This window comes from Streptomyces sp. NPDC004134 (assembly GCF_042874195.1).
GTDB lineage: Bacteria > Actinomycetota > Actinomycetes > Streptomycetales > Streptomycetaceae > Streptomyces.
The window spans coordinates 31,043-51,611 of sequence record NZ_JBIAMS010000021.1 but is presented as its reverse complement, the minus strand read 5'-3'; the positions used below and the strand labels follow the sequence as shown (position 1 = coordinate 51,611).

Genomic DNA, 20,569 nt, shown 5'->3' with positions numbered 1-20,569 from the left:
GCGTCCGCGCCGCCCCCCCCGTTCGCGGGCGGCCCTCGTCAACGCCCCCCGGACGGGCTCGTCCCGACCTCTTCCACAGCCGCCCGCGCGCAGCGCAGCGTCTCCCGGCTGGTCGTCCCGAGGGCCTTGCGGACGTGCGCGCGGGCCTCGGCGAGCGTCGCCCCCGCCCCCGGGAAGTCCGGCACCGCCTCCGGCCGCAGCACGGCGGTGTGCCGGTGCACGGCCCGTACGCCGGCGGCCGTTTCGGTGAGCGACCACTCGGTGTGGTGCGCGGCCAGCAGCGCCGGCAGCCGGAGCCGCTTGGAGACGATCCGCCCGGGGCCGGGGCGTACCCGCGCCGACTCCGTGGTGTGCGTGCTCCCGTCGGGGAGCACCGTGTCCAGCTCCAGGAGCTGCGCCCGCGGGGAGACGTCGGTGAGCGCCGCGCGGGCGACGTGCGGGACCCGCTCCGGCCAGGCGCCGGCGCGCCAGAGGAAGTCGTGGACGGCCTCGGGCGAAGCGGCGATCTCCAGTTCGTCGGCGAAGGTGAGCAGTACGTCGCCGATGCGGTCGGCCGCTTCCGCGGCCTGCTTCAGGCTCTCCAGGCCCGACTCGGCGGCCGCCCCGGCCGCCGCGCGGAGCGGGGCCAGTCGCTCCGGGCCGTCGCCGGCCGCGGCGTACGCCTGGTCGAGCGCCACCTCGCAGCCGCCGCCCGCCGGGCGGATCCGCCAGGTGCCGCTCCGGGCGGCGGCCGGGGGCCGCGGGCCGTCGTACCGGAAGCCGAGGGTCAGCGCGTCGGGGTCGGGCGTGAGGCGTACGCGCACGTCGCCGACCCCGCCGGCCGCCGTCGTCCAGAGCCGCAGCACGTCCTCGCCGGCCGCCGCCGGGTCGCGTTCCGCGTGCACGACGGAGGGGAACAGCCGCGACCACCCCGGCGCGTCGGCGAGGAGTCCGTACACGACGATCGCGGGCGCCGCGACGGTGCAGGTGTGCCTGACATGGTGGGAGTGCGCCATGGTGGATCGTCCCCTTCTCCGCCGGACGTGCCGTGGCTTCGATCGTGAAGAGGCGCGGTGAGGATTCGATCGTCTCTTGCTGGTGGCTCGACGGAGGCTGCCTCCACTCACCATCGCGGCACCAGGCCGGTGAAGGACCATCGGGGACGCGTACGTCCGTCGTCCGCAGGAGGTCACGTGCCCGAACCGCCGCAACGAGACATCGAGACCACCCGCCGCCGCCTCGCGCGCTGGCTCGCCGACCGGCTGCCGGAGGCCGAGGCACCCGAGGTCGGGGTGGAGGAGCCGCGCGGACGGGGCTTCGGTTCCGAGACCCTGTGGGCCGTCGCCGAGTGGCAGCGCGCCGGTACGCGCCGGGACTTCGCGGTACGGATGGCCTCCACGCGGTGTCAGGTGCTGCCCGAGCCCCGGCTCGTCGACGAGTACCGGGTGCTGCGCGCGCTGGCGCCCACGCCGGTGCCGGTGCCCGCCGTGCTGGGTTACGAGGCGGACCCCGCCGTGCTCGGGGCACCGTTCTACGTCACCGAGCGCGTCGACGGCTGGACGCCCGCGGAGCGGCCCCCGTACCACCGGACAGGCGCGCTCGCCGACCGCGACGAGGCGGGCCGGGCGGAGCTGTGGTGGGCGGGTCTCGGCGTGCTCCGCACGCTGCACGGCCTGGACGCGGACCGGCTCAACGTCGCCTTCCTGGAGCACGCCACCGGCGCTCCCGGCGGCCCCGGCGGCCTTGGCGGCCAGCTCGACTTCTACGAGCGGCACTTGGACCACTTCGCCGCCGACCGCTCGGGCGTCGTCCTCGCGGCGCTCGACTGGCTGCGCGAGAACCTCCCCGAGCCGGCGGGCCCGCCCCGGCTGCTCTGGGGCGACGCCCGGCTCGGCAACATCGTCTTCCGCGGCGCCCGCCCCGCGGCCGTACTCGGCTGGGAGACGGCCTTCCTCGGCCCGCCGGAGGCCGACCTCGCCTGGTTCCTGCACGTCGACCGCCACCTCGCGGGCGACCGGCCCCGGCTCGCGGGCCTGCCGGGACGGCAGGCTACGATCGAGCGCTACGAGGAGTGGCTGGGCCGGCCGATCGCCGGACAGTTGCCCTGGCACGAGGTGTTCGCAGGCTTCCGTTTCGCCCTCGTCGCCGCCCGCACCGGCCGGCTGCTGGCCGAACAGGGCCTGGCCGACGGGGCGTCGGAGATCCCCCTCACACGCGCCGCGGAGCGTCAGCTCGCGGCGACCCTCGCACCCCTCGACGCCGTCGCCGTCTGAGTCCGCGGGCCCGCGGCGGGCCCCTTCAGCAATCACGATCGGCGATACGCCGCCGGACGTGGGACAAGGTGTACGGAAACCTCCGAGTGAGGCCGTACGTGATCGTCAGCCAGCCCCGGCCTCGGGGACACGCGGGATGGAGTCCTGTTGTCGCCTCAAACCGACACGAGATCTTCGGGCCTGGAGCGAGGACCCGATCCGAGAGCCGTACGCAGCCGGGCCGCCGCCCTCGATGCCGCGCGCGCCCTGCTGGTCGAGCAGGGCTGGGCCGCCGTCACGCACGTGTCGGTGGCCGCCCGCAGCGGCGTCGGCCGCACCACCCTGTACCGCCACTGGCCCGACCCCGCGGAGATGATCCGCGACGCCATCACCGAGGGCCTGACGATCGCGCACGTCCGCCGCACCGGGGAGCTGCGGCGCGACCTGCTGGGCGAGCTGAACGTGGTCCGCCGCTGGCTGCACGACCCCACCGCGGAGCGCGCGCTGCGGGCCGTCATCGAGCGGGTCAGCGTCGACCCGGCGTACGGCAAGCTGAAGACCTCCGTCCACACCGCGGCCTCCGAGGGGCTGCGCGCCATCGTGGACACCGCCAGGGAGCGCGGCGAACTGCCCGCGGGGCTCGACACCGACCTGGCGGTCGACCAGCTCTCCGGCCCGCTGATGTTCCGCCGGCTGGTGGCCGAGCGGACCTTCGACGGCGGGTTCGTGGAGTCCGTCGTCGACTTCTTCCTCAGCGCGTACGACGACACCTCCTCCTGAGGCCGCCACTTCCCGAAGCCCCGCGGCGGCGGGGCGCCGGGCTGTCGGCGCCCGGCCGTAGACTGCACTCGTGGCAGGCAGGATCAACGACGACGACGTGCGGACGGTCAGGAACGCGGTTCCGATCGACGCCGTCGTCTCCGAGTACCTGCAGCTCCGCCCCGGCGGCGGGGGCAACCTCAAGGGGATCTGCCCCTTTCATGATGAGAAGTCCCCCTCCTTCCATGTGAGTCCGGCCAAGGGCCTGTACCACTGCTTCGGCTGCCAGGAAGGCGGGGACACGGTCGACTTCGTCATGAAGGTCGAGCACCTGTCCTTCTCCGAGACCATCGAGCGCCTCGCCGCCCAGGCCGGCATCACCCTGCGGTACGAGGAGGGGGGCTACACCCCCGGCCGCCAGCAGGGCGAGCGCACCCGGCTGCTGGAGGCGCACAAGGTCGCCGTGCAGTACTACGCCGAGCAGCTCGGCTCCGCGGAGGCGGAGATCGGGCGCGGGTTCCTCGCCGAGCGCGGCTTCGACCAGGCGGCGGCGGAGCGCTTCGGCGTGGGGTACGCGCCCGCGGGCTGGGACCACCTGACCCGCTTCCTGCGCGGCCGGGGCTTCACCGACAAGGAGCTGACGCTCTCCGGCCTCTCCCAGGACGGCCGCCGCGGGCCCATCGACCGGTTCCGGGGGCGGCTGATGTGGCCGATCCGGGACATCACCGGCGAGGTCGTCGGCTTCGGCGCCCGGCGGCTGCGGGAGGACGACAACGGGCCGAAGTACCTGAACACGCCGGAGACCCCGATCTACCGCAAGTCCCAGGTGCTGTACGGGATCGACCTGGCCAAGCGGGACATCGGCAAGCAGGGCCGGGCGGTCGTCGTCGAGGGGTACACCGACGTGATGGCCTGCCACCTGTCCGGGGTGACGACGGCCATCGCGACGTGCGGCACGGCGTTCGGCGGCGAGCACGTCAAGATTCTGCGCCGGGTGCTGACGGACAACTCCCGCTCCGAGGTGGTGTTCACCTTCGACGGCGACGCGGCGGGGCAGAAGGCGGCGCTGCGCGCGTTCGAGGACGACCAGAAGTTCGCGGCCCGTACGTCGATCGCGGTGAGCCCGGGCGGCATGGACCCCTGCGACCTGCGGCTGGCGAAGGGAGACGAGGCGGTGCGGCAGCTCATCGAGGAGCGCTCGCCGCTGTTCGAGTTCGCGATCCGCTCGTTCGTCAAGCAGCACAACCTGGATACGGCGGAGGGCCGTTCCGCGGCGCTGGAGCAGGCGGCGCCGGTGGTGGCGCGGATCAAGGACGTCTCGATCCAGCACGACTACGCGGTGCGGCTGGGGGGGATGCTGGGGATCCTGGACGAGCGGTTCGTGACCAACCGGGTACGGCAGCTCGCGCGGTACGCGGCGCAGGGCGGCGGCGGCCGCGGCCGGGGCGGCCAGGGCCAGGGCGGCCAGGGCCAGGGCGGCCAGGGTCAGGGCCGGCCGCAGGTCCGCGGCGGTGGCCCGCCGCAGGCGGGCGGCCCCGGACGCGCGGTCCCGGGACAACCGGGTCCCGCCCCCGGCACGGGCACCGCCGGCGGCCCGGCGCTGTACATGCGGACCCCCGCGCTGCACCGCGAGCGCGAGCTGCTGAAGCTGGCGCTCCAGCACCCCAAGCTGGTCGCCCCCGCCTTCGACGCCTACCTCGCCGACGAGTTCACGGCCGCCCCGTACGCGACGGTCCGCACCGCCATCGAGGCGGCCGGCGGCGTCGCCACCGCGGACGACAGCGCCGCCTACCTGGCTCGCGTCCGCGACGCCGCCCCGGACGACGGCGTCCGCTCCCTGATCACGGAGCTGGCGGTGGAACCCCCGCGCAGCCGCCGCGACCCGGACGCGATCTACGCGGGCGAACAACTCGCGGGCGTCCGCCTGGCCGCGGTCGACCGCCGCATCGACGACGTCCGCAGCACGGTCCACCGCCTGGGCGCCCAGGGCCCCCCGGACCAGTTCGAGTCCGCCCAGCGCGAGTTGTGGACGCTTCAGCAGTACCGCGAATCCCTCCGCGCCCGCGGCGCGGCCGCGCTCTGACGCGGGCGGGAGGCGCCGGGTCAGTCACCGTCGGTCGTCGTCTCCGGCGGGTTCATGCCGAGATGCTCCATCATGGCCACCTGCCCCGTCAGCAGGACGCCGAGTACCTTGCCGTGCTCCACGAGCGTCTTGGTGTGCGTCTCAAGGGTCTTGCTCTGCTCGAGCTGGGTCTGCCGCAGTGCCTGGAGAAGCTGTATGTCGGCGCGCCGCTGTTCCTGCAGCGCCGCCACGTCCCGATCCGAGTTGACCGCCAGATGCCGTGTGGCCGCCTGTTGTTCGATCACCTCGTGAACCTGTGCCTCCAACGCCTCCATACGTCGACGAAGCTCGTCGATTTCGCCCATGAGCAGCGATTCCTCTCGTGCTGAGGGCACAAGTCTGACCGGCGGACGCATGGCGGTCAAATCACCAGTGTGACCATAGGGTCACGCTGTGCGAGGAGGTGTGCTGCCCCAAGCGTGCACATTCGTCCGTTGCGTAACCGCCCGGTCACGAGCCGGACACAAAATGTGGTCGCACGACCCTACTGCCGGGCGTGTGTCGTACCCCACACTGGGGGGCGGTGCCTGAGTCCTCGGAGCGTGGCGGGGTTGCCCGGAACGGGCGACAAGCCGCCAGGGATCCGCTATCCACGATCGGGACGGAAGGCGGCGAGTCCGCCGCTGCCGTTCCGCTGCCCCACGTCCCCGAACCGGCAGTGACCACCCTGGAGGTCGCCCCCGTGCAGACCCAGACCCTCAAGACTTCCGTACGGGCAGGGCGCGAGGGCGCGCCCGACGTCCTGACCCTGCCGAACGGGGCTCCGGCGGGGCTCGACGAGCCCGGCGCCGCGCCAGCCCCGCCGCCGCCCGCGTCCGCCGTGCGGCCCGACCGCGGCGGGCCCACGTCCGACCTGTTCCGGCAGTACCTGCGTGAGATCGGCCGGATTCCGCTCCTCAGCGCCGCCGAGGAGGTGGAGCTCGCGCGCCGCGTCGAGGCCGGGCTCTTCGCCGAGGAGAAGCTGGCCAGCGAGCCGGACCTGGTCACGCAGCTCGCCCTGGACCTGGACCGGCTCGTCGTGCTGGGCCGGATGGCCAAGCGCCGGCTGATCGAGGCGAACCTGCGGCTCGTCGTCTCCGTCGCCAAGCGGTACGTGGGCCGCGGCCTGACGATGCTCGACCTGGTGCAGGAGGGAAACCTCGGGCTGATCCGGGCGGTGGAGAAGTTCGACTACGCCCGCGGCTACAAGTTCTCCACGTACGCGACCTGGTGGATCCGCCAGGCCATGTCCCGCGCCCTCGCCGACCAGGCCCGGACGATCCGCGTCCCGGTGCACGTCGTCGAGCTGATCAACCGGGTCGTGCGCGTCCAGCGCCGCATGCTCCAGGAGCGCGGCTACGAGCCGACGCCCGAGGAGGTCGGCACCCATCTCGGGCTGCCCGAGGAGCGGGTGAGCGAGGTGCTGCGGCTCGCGCAGGAGCCGGTGTCGCTGCACGCGCCGGTCGGCGAGGAGGAGGACGTCGCGCTCGGCGACCTCATCGAGGACGGCGACGCCGCCTCCCCCGTGGAGTCCGCGGCGTTCCTGCTGCTGCGCGAGCACCTGGAGGCCGTGCTGTCCACGCTCGGCGAACGGGAGCGCAAGGTCGTGCAGTTGCGGTACGGGCTGATCGACGGCCGGCCGCGGACGCTGGAGGAGATAGGCCGCATCTTCGGGGTGACCCGTGAGCGGATCCGGCAGATCGAGTCCAAGACCCTCAACAAGCTGCGCGACCACGCCTTCGCCGACCAGCTCCGCGGCTACCTGGACTGATCCGCGCGGCCCGTACGGCATCGCCGCGGGCTCCGGCCGTCGAACGCCGGAGCCCGCTTCGGCATGGGTGGAGCCGGTCCGGCCGGGCGGGCGCGTGGGGCCTGCGAAGGACCCCCGCCCGGCCGGACCGGGGTCGGGGGACGCCCGGGTGAAGTTAGCATCGCCGGGGCGGTGTTGAAAGACTTTGCAAGCGTCTTTCCGGCGGGTTGACCGTGCTCCGGTGCGCCCCCTGCCGTCGTCCGGGAAGGCGGATCCCGGATCGTTCTGCAAAGTCTTGCGATCCTCGATCCGTACACCGACGTGGCTGTGCCGCGTCAGCTCTCCGGTACGAACGCGGCTGCGCCACCAAGGCCACCGTCGCGAGCGGCCGGGTCGTGCTCGACCCGCCCGCCAGGGGCGCGGTCGCGTTCCCTCCGCAGACGAGGCCGAGAGGGGATGCGGGCCGCCCGGCGGAGCCGCTTACGCGGGCGCCGAGGCCGTCGAGCCGCGCACCACCAGCTCCGGGTGGAAGACGAACTCGGCGTGCGGCGCCGGGGTGCCGCCGATCTCCTCCAGCAGGGCCCGTACCGCGGCCTGGCCCATCGCCGTCACCGGCTGGCGGACCGTCGTCAGCGGCGGGTCGGTGAAGGCGATCAGCGGCGAGTCGTCGTAGCCGACGACCGACACCTGCCGCGGCACCGCGAGCCCCCGCTGCCGGGCCGCGCGGATCGCGCCCAGCGCCATCATGTCGCTCGCGCACACCACCGCCGTGCAGCCGCGGTCCAGCAGCGCCGCAGCCGCGGCCTGCCCGCCCTCCAGCGAGTACAGCGAGTGCTCGACGTCCGCCCGCGCGTCCGCCTCCGGCACGGACAGCACCTCGCGCATCGAGTCGAGGAACCCCTCGACCTTCCGCTGTACGGGCACGAAGCGGCCGGGTCCGAGCGCGAGCCCGATGCGGCGGTGGCCCAGGGAGGCCAGGTGGGTCACCGACAGCCGCATCGCGTCCCGGTCGTCGGGGGAGATGAACGTGCCCTGGAACTTCTCCGAGTAGCCGTTGATCATCACGAACGGCACGCCCTTGCCGCGCAGCCGCGTGTAGCGCTCCATGTCGGCGGTGGTGTCGGCGTGCAGCCCGGAGACGAAGACGATGCCGTCCACGCCGCGCTCCACCAGCATCTCGGTCAGCTCGTCCTCCGTCGAACCGCCGGGCGTCTGCGCCGCCAGCACCGGGGTGTAGCCCTGCCGGGTCAGGGCCTGGCCGATGACCTGGGCGAAGCCGGGGAAGATCGGGTTGTCCAGCTCCGGGATCAGCAGCCCGATCAGGCCCGCGCTGCGCCGGCGCAGCTTGACCGGCCGCTCGTAGCCGAGCACGTCGAGCGCGGCCAGCACGGCCTGCCGGGTGGTGTCGGCCACGCCCGGCTTGCCGTTCAGCACCCGGCTGACCGTGGCCTCGCTCACCCCGGCCTGGGCCGCGATGTCGGCGAGCCGTGCGGTCGCGGGACCTGACTGTTCCTGGCGCACGTCGTGTCCTCCCTGGTTCTCGGCTGAGACCGTAACTCCTTGCAGAAATTACTTGCAAGGTCTTTCGGTCACATGTCAATCCTGTTAGCTTCCTCGGCGTCCGGCGCCGCGCTGCGCGGTCACGGTTCCCTGCCTGAAGGAGAGTTCACTATGCGACGTGGCATAGCCGCCACCGCCCTGGCCGCCTCACTTGCGCTGACGGCGGCGGCCTGCGGTGACGACGGGGACGGCGGCGACGGCGCGAGCGCCGGCGGGAAGGTGACTCTCACCTGGTGGGACACCTCCAACGCCACCAACGAGGCGCCGACGTACAAGGCGCTGATCAAGGAGTTCGAGAAGGCGCACCCGGACATCAAGGTCGAGTACGTCAACGTCCCCTTCGACCAGGCCCAGAACAAGTTCGCCACCGCCGCGGGCACCAAGGGCGCCCCCGACGTCATCCGCACCGAGGTCGGCTGGACCGCCTCCTGGGCCAAGTCGCAGTTCCTCGCCCCGCTCGACGGCACCGCGGCGCTCGCGAAGCAGGACGACATCACGCCGTCGCTGCTGGAGCAGGCGCAGTACGAGGGCACCACCTACGGCGCCCCGATCGTCACCGACACGCTCGCGCTGATGTGGAACAAGGACCTGCTGAAGAAGGCCGGCCACGACGCGCCGCCCGCCGACTGGGACCAGCTCATGGACGTCGCCGCCGACGTCGGGGACAAGACCGGCGCCGACGGCTTCTGGCTCAACAAGGACCCGTACTACACGCTGCCGTTCCTCTTCGGCGAGGGCACCGACATGGTCGACGCCGAGGCGCAGAAGATCACCGTCAACTCGCCCGGGGCCGTCACCGGCGTCGAGAAGGCCAAGGAGATCGTCGACGCGCCGGGCACCGCGGAACTGGACGTCACCGCCGACGCGTACGCCCACATGCAGGACGCCTTCGTCAACGGCAAGGTCGCCATGATCATCCAGGGGCCGTGGGAGCTGACGAACGTGTACGCCGGATCCGCCTTCAAGGACAAGGCCAACCTCGGCATCGCGCCCGTCCCGGCCGGTTCCACCGGCAAGGCCGGCGCCCCCACGGGCGGCCACAACCTCTCCGTCTACAACGGCTCGGACGAGGCGCACCAGGAAGCCGCGATCGAGTTCGTCGGCTGGATGACCTCCGCCGACACCCAGGCGAAGATCGCCGTGAAGAACGGCACCCTGCCCACCCGCGCCGCCGCCTACACCGACGAGGTCAAGGCCGCCCCCGGCGTCGCCGACTACCAGCAGGTGCTGGCCGAGACCGCCCAGCCGCGCCCCGCGCTGCCCGAGTACAGCACCCTGCTCGGCGACGACTTCGCGCAGAACCTCGCCGCCGTCCTCAAGGGCGACACCGGCGTGAAGGACGGCCTCGACGCCACCGCCGAGAAGTTCGCCGAGCTCGTCCCGGACTTCTCCTAGCGCGGCAGCGGTCCTGAAGGGCACCGAATGATCAGCAGCCTGAAGCAGTCGTACAGCCGCCACTGGTACGCCTACGCCATGGTCGCCCCGGTCCTCGCCGTCCTCGGCGTGCTCGTGGCGTACCCGCTGGGCCGCGGCGTCTACCTGTCGCTCACCGACGCCACGAGCGACAACGTCGGCCGCACCATCGGGGTCAACGAGATCCCGGACAGCTTCTCCTTCGTCGGCTTCGACCACTACGTCGAGATCCTCACCGGCAGCGCCGCCGACACCTTCTGGAAGCAGTTCGTCTGGACGCTCTTCTGGACCGCCGCCTGCGTCGCCCTCCACTACGGCATCGGGCTCGGCCTCGCCGTGCTGCTCAACCGCAGGATGCGCGGGCGCACCCTCTACCGGCTCGCGCTGATCCTGCCGTGGGCGGTGCCGACGTTCGTCACCGTCTTCTCCTGGCGGATGATCCTCGCCGACGGGGGCGTGCTCAACTCCGCGTTCGCCTCCGTCGGCATGCCGGAACCCGCCTGGCTCAGCGAGCCGTTCTGGCAGCGGACGGCGGCGATCGTCGTCAACACCTGGTGCGGGGTGCCGTTCATGATGGTCTCGCTGCTCGGCGGGCTGCAGTCGATCCCGCAGGAGCTGTACGAGGCCGCCGAGACGGACGGCGCCACGCCCTGGCAGCGGTTCCGGTACGTGACCCTGCCCGGGCTGCGCGCGGTGAGCAGCACGGTGATCATGCTGGGCGTGATCTGGACGTTCAACCAGTTCATCGTCATCTTCCTGCTCTTCGGCAGCACCGCGCCCGACACCGAGATCCTGGTCACCTGGGCGTACCGGCTCGGCTTCGGCCAGACGCCGCGGGACTACGCCGGCTCCGCCGCGTACGGCGTGATCATCCTGTCCATGCTCGTCGTGCTGGTGTCGGTCTACCGCCGCTGGCTGAACCGCAACGAGGAGGCGGCCGTCCGATGAGCCAAGCAACCACCTCCCGCCCGACCCGCTCCGACACCTCCCCACCGCGCGGCCCCGCCGCCTCCCGCCCGCGCCGCCGCGGCGAGCGCAGCACCGCCGCGTCCGTCGCGCTGCACGGCACGCTGCTCCTGGCGAGCTTCGTCGCCCTCTTCCCGGTCGCCTGGCTCGCCTGGATCTCCCTCGGCCCCGACAAGACCGACTTCCTGCACGCCGGCGAGATAGCCGGGAAGATCAGCCTGTCGAACTACACGACCGTGCTGTCCGACACCGACTTCCTGCACTGGGCCGGCAACTCGCTGATCGTCAGCCTCGGCACCTGCCTGATCGGCGTCTTCGTCTCCGCCAGCGCCGCCTACGCCGTCTCGCGCATGCGCTTCCCCGGCCACCGGCAGCTCATGTGGACATTCCTGGTCACCCAGATGTTCCCGTTCGCGATCCTCATCGTGCCGCTGTACAACATCCTGGCCGGGCTCGACCTGCTGGACACGTACTGGGCCCTGATCGCCGTCAACCTCACCCAGGCCGTGCCGTACTGCGCCTGGCTGCTCAAGGGCTACTTCGACACCATCCCGTACGAGATCGACGAGGCCGGCCGGGTCGACGGGCTCACGCCCTTCGGCACCTTCTGGCGGCTGGTGCTGCCGCTGGCCCGGCCGGGGCTGGCGGTCGCGGCGTTCTACACCTTCATCACCGCCTGGGCGGAGTTCGCCTTCGCGTCGGTGTTCATGCTCAGCTCCGACAAGTACACGCTGCCCATCGGCCTGGCCACCTTCGTCAGCCAGCACGACCAGCAGTGGAACCTGATGGCCGCCACCGGCGTGCTCATCGGGATCCCCGCGGCGGCGTTCTTCTACCTCGTCCAGCGCCATCTGGTGACCGGCCTGACGGCCGGCGCCGCCAAGTCGTAAGCCCCGCCCGCCCCTCCGCTCCTCCCGCCAGTACGCGCCCCTCCTCCCGCAAGCCACTGGACGCGGCCCGCGCGCCGCCCGCCCACCGACGACCCGGGGATGACATGACCCAGCACCTTGCCGCCCGTACGGCCGCCGACTCCGCCGACGCCCTCGACTGGTGGCGCGACGCCGTGATCTACCAGGTCTACCCGCGCAGCTTCGCCGACGGCGACGGCGACGGCACCGGCGACCTGCCCGGCATCCGCGCCCGGCTGCCGTACCTAGCGCAGCTCGGCGTCGACGCGGTGTGGCTCAGCCCGTTCTACGCCTCCCCGCAGGCGGACGGCGGCTACGACGTCGCCGACTACCGCGCCATCGACCCCGTCTACGGCACCCTCCACGACGCCGACGCCCTCATCCGCGACGCCCACGAGCTGGGCCTGCGGATCATCGTGGACGTCGTGCCCAACCACTCCTCCGACAGCCACGAGTGGTTCCGCCGCGCCCTGCGCGAGGGCCCCGGATCCCCGCTGCGCGCCCGCTACCACTTCCGCCCGGGCAAGGGCGCGAACGGCGAACTGCCGCCCAACGACTGGGAGTCCATCTTCGGCGGCCCCGCCTGGACCCGCGTCCCGGACGGCGAGTGGTACCTGCACCTCTTCGCCCCCGAGCAGCCGGACTTCAACTGGGAGCACCCGGCGGTCGCCGACGAGTTCCGCTCCATCCTGCGCTTCTGGCTCGACATGGGCGTCGACGGCTTCCGCGTCGACGTCGCCCACGGCCTGGTCAAGGCCGCCGGGCTGCCCGACGTCGGCGGCCCTGGCCAGCTCGGGCTGCTCGGCAACGCCGCCGTGCCGTTCTTCGACCAGGACGGCGTGCACGACATCTACCGGAGCTGGCGGCGCGTCCTGGAGGAGTACCCGGGCCGGCGCATCGCCGTGGCCGAGGCGTGGACGCCGACCGTGGAGCGCACGGCCAACTACGTCCGCCCCGACGAGCTGCACCAGGCGTTCAACTTCCAGTACCTCGGCACCTACTGGGACGCGGACGAGCTGCGCTCCGTCATCGACGCCTCGCTGGCCGCCATGCGCCCCGTCGGCGCGCCCGCGACCTGGGTGCTGTCCAACCACGACGTCACCCGGCACACCACCCGCTTCGCCAACCCGGCGGGCCTGGGCACCCAGTTGCGCACCGCCGGCGACCCCGCCCGTGGGCTGCGCCGCGCCCGCGCCGCGACGCTGCTGATGCTCGCGCTGCCCGGCTCCGCGTACCTCTACCAGGGCGAGGAGCTGGGCCTGCCGGACGTCACCGACCTGCCCGACGAGGTGCGCCAGGACCCGGCGTTCGCGCGCGGGGCGGGGCAGGACGGGTTCCGCGACGGCTGCCGGGTGCCGATCCCGTGGACGGTGGCGGGGAGTTCGTACGGCTTCGGGGACGGCGGGAGCTGGCTGCCGCAGCCGGCCGGGTGGGGCGAGCTGAGCGTCGAGGCGCAGACGGGCACGCCGGGCTCGACGCTGGAGCTGTACCGCACGGCGCTGGCGGTACGCCGGGCGCACGCGCAGCTCGGCGCGGGCGACGCGGTGGAGTGGCTGCCGGCGCCGGACGGAGTGCTGCTGTTCCGGCGGGAGTCGGGCGGCGCGGCGTTCGTCTGCGCGGCGAACACCACGGGCGCGGCGGTGCGGGTCACGGTCCCGGCGGGGCGGCTGCTGCTGGCGAGCGCGGAGACGGCCGGCGGGGAGCCGGGCGGCCCGGGCGGCGGCGAGGTGGAGCTGCCGGCGGACACGACGGTGTGGTGGTCGGCCGAGGGGGTCTGAGCGGTACGGACCGGGGGTGCACCCGGCGCGTACGGAGCGGGGGACGCCCGTGCCGTACGCGCCGGGTGCACGCCCTTGGAATGGCGCGTTCCCGCTCGTCCGCCGCACCCCGGGCCGCCGGTTGCCGATAGCCTCGGTGAGCTGGACTGGGGCGAGCGCGGAGGCAGTTGATGCCGGGTCGGGAGACGGGGACGCCGGAGGCCGGGGGTGGCCGGGGCAGACGCCGCGACCTGCGGGGCCGCCCCTTCCCCGGCGTAGCGCTGGAGGAGGCGGGCGGGCAGGCCGAGATCCTGCGCGAGCTGCGCACCTGGGCCGAGTACGAGGCCGAGGACGCCATCGAGTGGTATCTCGACGACAAGCGCCTCAAGCGCCGCGGCTCCCGCGTCATCAGCGCGCTGACGATCCTCCTCGCCGTCGCCGGCACGCTGATCCCGCTGGCGAGCGTCATCTCCGGCGGCCCGCCGCAGGGCTGGGGCTACGTGCTGCTGGCGCTGGCCGCCGGCTGCAAGGGGTTCGACCACTTCTTCGGGCTGTCGTCCGGCTGGATGCGCGACATCACCGCGGCGCAGGCGTTGCGCGCGGAGCTGAACGACTTCCGGATGGCCTGGGCGGCCGAACAGCTCCGCGCGGCCGACGGCACCGCGCCCGCCGCGGGCGGCCCGCTCGATCCGGCCGCGCTGGAACGCCGGCTCGCGCTGCTGACGTCTCTGGTGGAGGCCGTACGGCGGCAGGTCGAGTCGGAGACGGCGGAGTGGCTGAGCGAGTTCCGCGCGACTGCCCAGCAGTTGCAGGACAACGCCGGGCTGCCGCCCGGCGAGCGGGGGTGACGCGGGGGTGACGACGGAGCGGATGGTGACGGTCGTCCTGCCGGGCGGCGCGGAGCGGGACGTGGTGCTGGGGGTGCCCGACACCGCGCGGGTGTCGGTGGTGGCGCAGGCGCTCGCCCACTGGTGCCGGCGGCCCCCGGGCCCGGAGCGGCTGTTCCTCGCCGACGCCACGGAACTGCTTCCCGACGCCCCCCTCGCGGAGGTCCCCGTACGCCCGGGCACCCGTCTCTGGCTCGGCGAAGCACCGGCGGATCCGCAGTTGAGCCACGTCACGCCCGAGGCCATCCATGGCCAGCTTCTCAGAAAAGGGCTTGCGGAACCCCGCGACGGCGGCACCCTCCTCGTCTCCCGCCGGCGAGGTGAGGCGGACGCCCCCGGGGCCGAGCGCAGAGGCTGGCGGCGGCTGCTGCCGGGCAGGCTGCGCCCTCCGGACCTCGGGTCGACCTCCAAGCAGCGGGTCGAGACTCCCGGCAACCTGCTCTTCGAGTGGCCCGAGCCGTGGCACCGGGCTCCGGACAGCGTGTCGTTCCTCCGACTCGTGCTGGGCTACGACATCGACTCCCCGAAGCTGAAGAACTGGGTGCCGGTCTCGGTCGACCTGCCCGACGTCGGGGTCCTCGGCATCGCCGGGGAGCAGGCGGATGGGGTCGGGGCGTGGATAGTCGCCTCCATCCTGGCCACGTACAGTCCCGCGGACGTCGACGTGCGCGTCTTGACGACCGGCCGGGACCGCGGCGTCTGGGACTTCCTCCGCCTGCTTCCCCACACCTCCTCCGGACGCAGGGTCGCCTACGACGTCGAGACGTCGGCCCGGCACATCAACGACCTCCTCGGCCGCCGCTCCGCCCCGTTCGGGAGCACCCAGCCGACCGCGGCCGTGCTCGTTCTCGACGGAGCGCGCAGGCTGCGTGCGCTGCCTGCGGTGACGGAACTGCTCCAGAGCGGACCCGAGTACGGAGTGTTCTCGATCTGCCTGGAGGAACAGCGGCGGCTGCTGCCCCCCGAGTGCCGCGCATTAGCCGAGGTCGACGAGGATGCCCGACTCCTGCAGGAGGGAAGGCCGTACACGAGGACTGGTCTCCACTCCGGGCCAGCCGTGCGCAGACCGACCGCGTCGGCCGCATCCTCGCGCCGCTGCGCGATCCCGCCTCCGAGCAGCCGGACAGCACCCGGCTGCTCGACCTGCTCGACCTGCCGCTCTTCGACATGGACGCGCAGCGCAAGCGCTGGGCGCGCCCCTCCCACGGGCTCTCCGCCCCGATCGGCGAGTCCCAGGGCGTGCCGGTCGCCATCGACCTCGTACGCGACGGGCCGCACGCCCTCGTCGCCGGCACGACCGGCTCCGGCAAGACGGAGTTCCTGCGCACCTGGATCGCCGCCATGGCCGCCACCCACCCGCCCGACGCCGTGTCGTTCGTGCTGGTGGACTACAAGGGCGGCAGCGCGTTCGCCGACTGCGCCCGGCTGCCGCACACCGTCGACGTCATCGTCGACTTCGACGCATATCTCGTCGAACGCACCCTCACCGGACTCGCCGCCGAGCTGCGCAGGCGCGAGGAACTGCTGCTGCGGACCGGGGTCAGGGACATCGGCCAGTACGCCGACCTGTTCCGCGCCGGCGACGTGCGGGCGGCGGAGCCGCTGCCGCGGATGGTGCTCGTCGTGGACGAGTTCGCGTCGCTCACCCGGGAGTTCCCCGACTTCATCAGCGGCCTCGTGGAGATCGCCCGGCGCGGCCGCTCCCTGGGCGTGCACCTCGTGCTCGCCACCCAGCGCCCCGCCGGCGTGGTGACCCCCGACATCCGGGCCAACACCAACCTCCGTATCGCGCTGCGCCTTGTCGACCAGGGTGAGAGCACGGACGTGATCGACCAGCCGGACGCGGCCTGGCTCGGCAAGTCGGAGCCGGGGGCCGCGTACGTACGCACCGGGGCGGAGACCCTCGTGCGCCTGCGCACCGCGCGCGTCGGCGTCCGGCACGCGCCCAACCCCGAGCACTGGTCGGACGTGCGGGTACGGGACGCGCACGGCGACCCGGAGGACAGCGGCTCGCTGCGCGTGGAGTCCGAGCCCACCGGCATGACGGACCTCACCAGCCTGGTCTACCAACTCGACGCCGCCGCCACCGTCCTCGGCATCCCCCGGCCCCCCGCGTTCCTGCCGCCGCCGCTCGCCGACGTGATCCAGCTCGACGCGCCGCTGGCCGAGACGGACCTGCCCGAGCGCGGCCGGGACCTCGTGCCCGTCCCCATCGGCCTCGCGGACGTGCCGGAGGACCAGTTCCGTACTGTCGCCGTGCTCGACCTCGCGGACAAGCTGCCACTGCTCGCCGCGGGCGGCCCGCGCAGCGGGCGCTCGCAGCTCCTGCGCACCGTCGCGGGATCCGTCGCCCGCCAGCACAGCAGCGCCGACGTGCACCTCTACGGCATCGACTGCGGCACCGGCGCCCTCCAGGCGCTCACCGAACTGCCGCACTGCGGCGCCGTCGTGTCCCGCAACGAACGCGACCGGCTGACCCGGCTGCTCGACCGGCTCACCACCACCGTGCGGATCCGGCAGTCGGAGCTGGCCACGGAGGCGTTCGCCGACGCCGCCGCGCAGCGGCAGGCGGTGGCGGCGCACCGGCGGCTGCCGTACCTGCTGGTGTTCGTGGACGGCTGGGAGGGCTTCGTCGACGCGATGGAAGACGTCGACTACGGCAGGCCCGTCGGGGACTTCCTGCGGCTCTGCCGGGAAGGGCCGCGGGTGGGGGTCTGCCCGGTCGTCGTGGGCGGGCCGCAGGTGCTCCACGGCCCGATCAGGGCGGCGGCGGCGGACGTGCTCGTGCTGCGGCAGGCCGACGAGACGGACTACCTGGAGGCGGGCATCCGCCCCCGGCTCGTACCCGGCCGCATGCCGCCGGGGCGCGCGCTGTACGCCGAGGGCAGGGACCGTACCGTCGTGCAGATCGCGCTCCTGCCCGGGGGCGCGGAGACCGCCCGCGGCCAGGCCGAGGCGCTGGCCAGCATCGGCGCCGCGGCGCGGCAGCGGGACGCCGGAGTGCCGTCCACGCGGCGGCCGTTCCGGGTCGACGCGCTGGACCTGGCCGCGGACCGCTTCCACGTCGGCGGCGGTACGGGCCGTCCGGTGGGCCGCGACGCGGAGCTGTACTGGCTGCGCGACCGGTACGCCACCGGCACCTCCGTCGCGCTCCTCGGCCCGCGCCGGGCGGGCAAGACGTGGGTGCTCGGCGAGCTGGAGCGGCGCCTCGTCGCGGACGGCGCCGGCCAGGTCCGCAAGCTCACCGTCCCGCACCGCGCCAGTCCCGTCGACAGCCCCGACCAGCTCGCCGCCCTCCTCGACCCCGCCGTGCGCGGCGCGACCAGCCCCGCGGAGGCGCTGCTCACCCGGGCCGCCGACCGGGCGGCGCGCGCCGACCGGGAGGCGTTCCTGCTCGACGAGGTCGGCCGGCTCGCCGAGTACCACCCCGCCGCCGTCTCCTGGCTGCGCGACCTCGGCCAGGCCGGCGCGTGGCTCGTCTACACCGGCACCGAGAAGGACTGGCAGACCGTCGTCCGCTCCGCGCTGACCGCCCCGGGATCCAGCTTCGGCAACGACGTCGACAAGCGGATCCTCGGCCCCCTCGGCGAGCCGCACGCGCTGGCGTTCCTCACCGGCACCGCCGCGAACCTCGGCGTCGACATCGCCCCCGACCGCGCCGGCGCGCGGATCCTCGCCCTGGTCGGCACCTGGCCGTTCTACCTCCAGGTGATGGGCGACGCGGTCGTACGGGCCGTGCAGGCGGACGACCGCCGCCCCCTTTCGAGTGCTCCCGCGCTCGAAGAGCTGTGCCGGCAGGAGCTGTTGATCGGGCGCAGCGAGCAGTTCCAGTCCCGCTGGGCGGAGATCGGCCCCGCGGGCCGCGCCGCGCTGCTGCACACGCCCGGCGCGCCGCCGCCGGAGCCGGCGCCCGCGCAGCGGATGGAGCTGCGCGACGTGGGGCTGCTGCGGCCGGGCGACGTGTGGCTGGCGGACCGGCCGTTCTTCGACTGGATCGCGCTGAGCCAGGTGTCGCTGCGCGACGAGTCGTTACGGGGCGGGGGACGGCGCGAGCCGCCGGGAGACGAGCAGCGGGCCGAGGGTCCCAGAACCGATGAGGAGCAAGCCACATGAGCCGCTTCCGGCCGAGCCGGGCCTACCAGCCCGAGCTGGACGTCCGGTTCCCCGGCGACCACGTGCCGGGCTGGGCGCGGCCCCTGGTCGAGGGCCAACTGCCCAACTCCGCCGCGTGGCTGGTGGAGCTGCCCCGGCGGGCGGGCAAGACGTGGCTGGCGCACGCCGTCGAACGGGCCCGGGCGGAGCGGCCGTCGCTCCGGGTCGACCTGCGCTCGACGGCCGGGGCGGTGCGGCGCAGCGGGCTCGGGTGCCTGACGGGCGGCAAGCAGGCGCCGCGGGTGGCGCCGGGGTGCGTGGTGCTCGTCGACGAACCGGCGGTGGCGCGGGGCGCGGAGCCGGGCGCCCGGGCCCGTACGCGGAACACCCCGGCCGCACCGGGCGCGCCCACCCGCCCCGTGCTGGGCGGCGTCGACCCCGCGGCGCTGGCCGCGGGGCTCGCACAGGTACGGGACGCGGGCGCCGTGCCCGTCGTCTTCGCCACCCCCGCCGAGCAGTTGCTGCTCGCCCCGCACCTCGGCGCCGACGCCCCGAAGGACGTGCTGCGCCCGCCCCGGCTCGCCGACGAGGAGTGCGCGCGCATGGCCGCCCGCGTCCCGGAGTGGGCGCCCGCGGTCGTCGGACTGCTCCGGGCGGCGGAACCGGCGTGGCTGCAGACCCCGTTCCTCCTCGAACTCGCCCTGCAGACCGCCGAGGAGCACCCCGCGCTGCGGACGGACACGGCGCGGCTGGCGACGGCCGCGTACGAGGAGGCGTGCGGCCGGCACCAGTACGTGCCGCAGTGGTTCCACGACGGCCTCGCCCCCGAGCACCGCGCGGCGCTGCGGGCGCGGCGGTGGCACGACGCGGGCGTGGAGATCGCCGTACGGGCCGCGCACACGCCGCCCGCCGACGACCCCGTGCTCGTCCGGCACCTGCCCGGCGTGCTTCGCATCCACCACGTCACCGACCTCCACCACGGCGGCGGGCTGCGCGCCAACGTGGACGCCAAGGACACCTCGCAGGCCGGGCAGCGGCTCGCCGAACTGGCGGGCGCGGGCTCGCCGCTGGACGCGTACCTGGACCACGTGCGCCAGCTCGCCGACCAGGGCCGGGCGCCGCACCTGGTCATCGCCACCGGCGACCTCGTCAACCGGCCCGTCGACGCCGACGGCGAGACGGCACTCGCCTGGCTGCGCGCGCTGGAGGACCTCCTCGCCGGCCACCCCGACCTGCGCCCCGGCGACCCGCGGGTGCTCCTCACCGGCGGCAACCACGACGTGTCCTGGGAGCTGTGCCTGGACGAGGACCCGCAGGCGCGGCACCGCTGGTTCGCCCGGGTCTTCGCCGGCTACCCGCACCCCGACCTGCACGAGCCCGACACCGCGGCCCGCCGGGTCTACGTCACGTATCCGGACGCCGGACTGCGGGTGGCGCTCCTCGGCACCGCCGAGTCCGGCGGCGAGCCGGCGCACGACCGGGACCGCGAGCGGCTGGAGCGGTTCCGCGAGACGTACGTGGCGGCGGCGGACGCGGCGGACGAGGACGCCGTACGCCGGATCGTGCTGGAATTCGAGCGCCACGACCCCGGCGTCATCGCGCGGGGCGTCCTGGACCGGCTGCAGCGCGAACCGGGCTACGTCACCCTGGCGGCCCTGCACCACCCGCTGTCGCCGGTGCCGGCGGTGGAGATCGCGCCGTACTCGGGGGTGGTCAACGCCGGGCAGGCGAAGTGGACGATGGCGGAGGCCGCCACGTCCCTGGTCCTGCACGGCCACACCCACCTGGGCTTCACCGCGGCGGAACGCCTGCTGGGCACCGCCCGCCCCTGGACCACCCGCATCGCGGGCGCCCCGGCGCTGGGCAGCCGCGAGTCGGACGAGCGCAACGGGTACAACGAGGTCTTCGTCGCCCGCGAGGGCGGCGACCACGCGCTGGCGCTCCGCACGGTCCGCTACGAGGCCGGGACCTGGGCCCCGGGCCCCACGGTGGGCTTCACCCCGGGCGCCCCGGACGAGACGCCCCTGACGCTCCTGTGCGGCGACCGCGTCTGACGGGCCCGCGCACCGGCGCGGCCCGGCCGGCTCCAGCCGTGGCGTGGCCGCGGCACGGACCGGGGCTGCCGCCCGCGGCGGCGGTGCGCTG

At 74.0% G+C, this 20,569-nt stretch carries 14 protein-coding genes; 11 read left to right on the top strand and 3 right to left on the bottom strand.

Translation table 11 applies throughout. The annotated features are described in order from the left end of the window. Positions 1-38: 38 nt before the first annotated feature. Complete coding sequence (locus ACFYVJ_RS24520) at positions 39-995, bottom strand: SRPBCC family protein (protein ID WP_388895203.1); 957 nt, start codon at positions 993-995, stop codon at positions 39-41. A gap of 177 nt (positions 996-1,172) precedes the next feature. Here ACFYVJ_RS24520 and ACFYVJ_RS24515 point away from each other — a divergent pair, with 177 nt between their 5' ends. The 3 genes from ACFYVJ_RS24515 to dnaG all read left to right on the top strand — a co-directional run bounded on the left by ACFYVJ_RS24515 (position 1,173) and on the right by dnaG (position 5,073). Beyond that, positions 1,173-2,252: a phosphotransferase family protein gene (locus ACFYVJ_RS24515; RefSeq protein WP_388895201.1), complete on the top strand. Its 1,080-nt coding sequence runs from the start codon at positions 1,173-1,175 to the stop codon at positions 2,250-2,252. Between the two features lie 147 nt (positions 2,253-2,399). Further along, the gene (locus tag ACFYVJ_RS24510) at positions 2,400-3,011 is read left to right on the top strand and encodes a TetR/AcrR family transcriptional regulator C-terminal ligand-binding domain-containing protein (protein ID WP_388895198.1); all 612 of its coding nucleotides are present in this window, start codon (positions 2,400-2,402) and stop codon (positions 3,009-3,011) included. A 70-nt stretch (positions 3,012-3,081) separates the two neighbouring features. After that, on the top strand, positions 3,082-5,073 hold the full coding sequence (gene dnaG / locus ACFYVJ_RS24505) for a DNA primase (protein WP_388895195.1): 1,992 nt from the start codon (positions 3,082-3,084) through the stop codon (positions 5,071-5,073). Positions 5,074-5,093: 20 nt separating this feature from the next. On the opposite strand, the gene ACFYVJ_RS24500 is transcribed toward dnaG, so the two are convergent. Further along, complete coding sequence (locus ACFYVJ_RS24500; RefSeq protein ID WP_388895192.1) at positions 5,094-5,417, bottom strand: hypothetical protein; 324 nt, start codon at positions 5,415-5,417, stop codon at positions 5,094-5,096. Positions 5,418-5,770: 353 nt separating this feature from the next. Between ACFYVJ_RS24500 and ACFYVJ_RS24495 the strand changes: the two genes are divergently transcribed. Beyond that, complete coding sequence (locus ACFYVJ_RS24495; protein WP_388895189.1) at positions 5,771-6,862, top strand: RNA polymerase sigma factor; 1,092 nt, start codon at positions 5,771-5,773, stop codon at positions 6,860-6,862. Between the two features lie 459 nt (positions 6,863-7,321). On the opposite strand, the gene ACFYVJ_RS24490 is transcribed toward ACFYVJ_RS24495, so the two are convergent. Next, a complete protein-coding gene (locus ACFYVJ_RS24490) occupies positions 7,322-8,362 on the bottom strand; it encodes a LacI family DNA-binding transcriptional regulator (RefSeq protein WP_388895187.1) in 1,041 nt (346 codons plus the stop codon). Positions 8,363-8,512: 150 nt separating this feature from the next. Here ACFYVJ_RS24490 and ACFYVJ_RS24485 point away from each other — a divergent pair, with 150 nt between their 5' ends. From ACFYVJ_RS24485 to ACFYVJ_RS24455, 7 genes are all read left to right on the top strand, one after another. Continuing rightward, positions 8,513-9,796: an extracellular solute-binding protein gene (locus ACFYVJ_RS24485; RefSeq protein WP_388895184.1), complete on the top strand. Its 1,284-nt coding sequence runs from the start codon at positions 8,513-8,515 to the stop codon at positions 9,794-9,796. Positions 9,797-9,823: 27 nt separating this feature from the next. Then, positions 9,824-10,762 carry a carbohydrate ABC transporter permease gene (locus ACFYVJ_RS24480; protein ID WP_388895181.1) on the top strand — a complete coding sequence of 313 codons (939 nt, stop codon included), beginning with the start codon at positions 9,824-9,826 and terminating at the stop codon, positions 10,760-10,762. Continuing rightward, the gene (locus ACFYVJ_RS24475) at positions 10,759-11,670 is read left to right on the top strand and encodes a sugar ABC transporter permease (protein ID WP_388895178.1); all 912 of its coding nucleotides are present in this window, start codon (positions 10,759-10,761) and stop codon (positions 11,668-11,670) included. Before ACFYVJ_RS24480 ends, ACFYVJ_RS24475 begins: the two co-directional genes overlap by 4 nt. A gap of 104 nt (positions 11,671-11,774) precedes the next feature. Then, a complete protein-coding gene (locus tag ACFYVJ_RS24470; RefSeq protein ID WP_388895175.1) occupies positions 11,775-13,466 on the top strand; it encodes a glycoside hydrolase family 13 protein in 1,692 nt (563 codons plus the stop codon). Between the two features lie 170 nt (positions 13,467-13,636). Further along, positions 13,637-14,293, top strand: coding sequence for an SLATT domain-containing protein (locus ACFYVJ_RS24465; RefSeq protein WP_388895172.1), 657 nt, complete (start codon positions 13,637-13,639; stop codon positions 14,291-14,293). 1,005 nt (positions 14,294-15,298) lie between these two features. After that, entirely contained in the window at positions 15,299-18,445 is a 3,147-nt protein-coding gene (locus tag ACFYVJ_RS24460; RefSeq protein WP_388895169.1) for an FtsK/SpoIIIE domain-containing protein, read from the top strand. Then, the gene (locus ACFYVJ_RS24455; protein ID WP_388895166.1) at positions 18,442-20,478 is read left to right on the top strand and encodes a metallophosphoesterase; all 2,037 of its coding nucleotides are present in this window, start codon (positions 18,442-18,444) and stop codon (positions 20,476-20,478) included. The genes ACFYVJ_RS24460 and ACFYVJ_RS24455 overlap by 4 nt, the downstream gene beginning before the upstream one ends. Positions 20,479-20,569: the final 91 nt, after the last annotated feature.

Bases quoted from the DNA above. Each gene is read 5' to 3' on its own strand.
- ACFYVJ_RS24520 (WP_388895203.1), bottom strand. From the start codon at position 995: ATGGCGCACTCCCACCATGTCAGGCACACCTGCACCGTCGCGGCGCCC.
- ACFYVJ_RS24500 (WP_388895192.1), bottom strand. From the start codon at position 5,417: ATGGGCGAAATCGACGAGCTTCGTCGACGTATGGAGGCGTTGGAGGCA.
- ACFYVJ_RS24485 (WP_388895184.1), top strand. From the start codon at position 8,513: ATGCGACGTGGCATAGCCGCCACCGCCCTGGCCGCCTCACTTGCGCTG.
- ACFYVJ_RS24480 (WP_388895181.1), top strand. From the start codon at position 9,824: ATGATCAGCAGCCTGAAGCAGTCGTACAGCCGCCACTGGTACGCCTAC.
- ACFYVJ_RS24475 (WP_388895178.1), top strand. From the start codon at position 10,759: ATGAGCCAAGCAACCACCTCCCGCCCGACCCGCTCCGACACCTCCCCA.
- ACFYVJ_RS24470 (WP_388895175.1), top strand. From the start codon at position 11,775: ATGACCCAGCACCTTGCCGCCCGTACGGCCGCCGACTCCGCCGACGCC.
- ACFYVJ_RS24465 (WP_388895172.1), top strand. From the start codon at position 13,637: ATGCCGGGTCGGGAGACGGGGACGCCGGAGGCCGGGGGTGGCCGGGGC.
- ACFYVJ_RS24455 (WP_388895166.1), top strand. From the start codon at position 18,442: ATGAGCCGCTTCCGGCCGAGCCGGGCCTACCAGCCCGAGCTGGACGTC.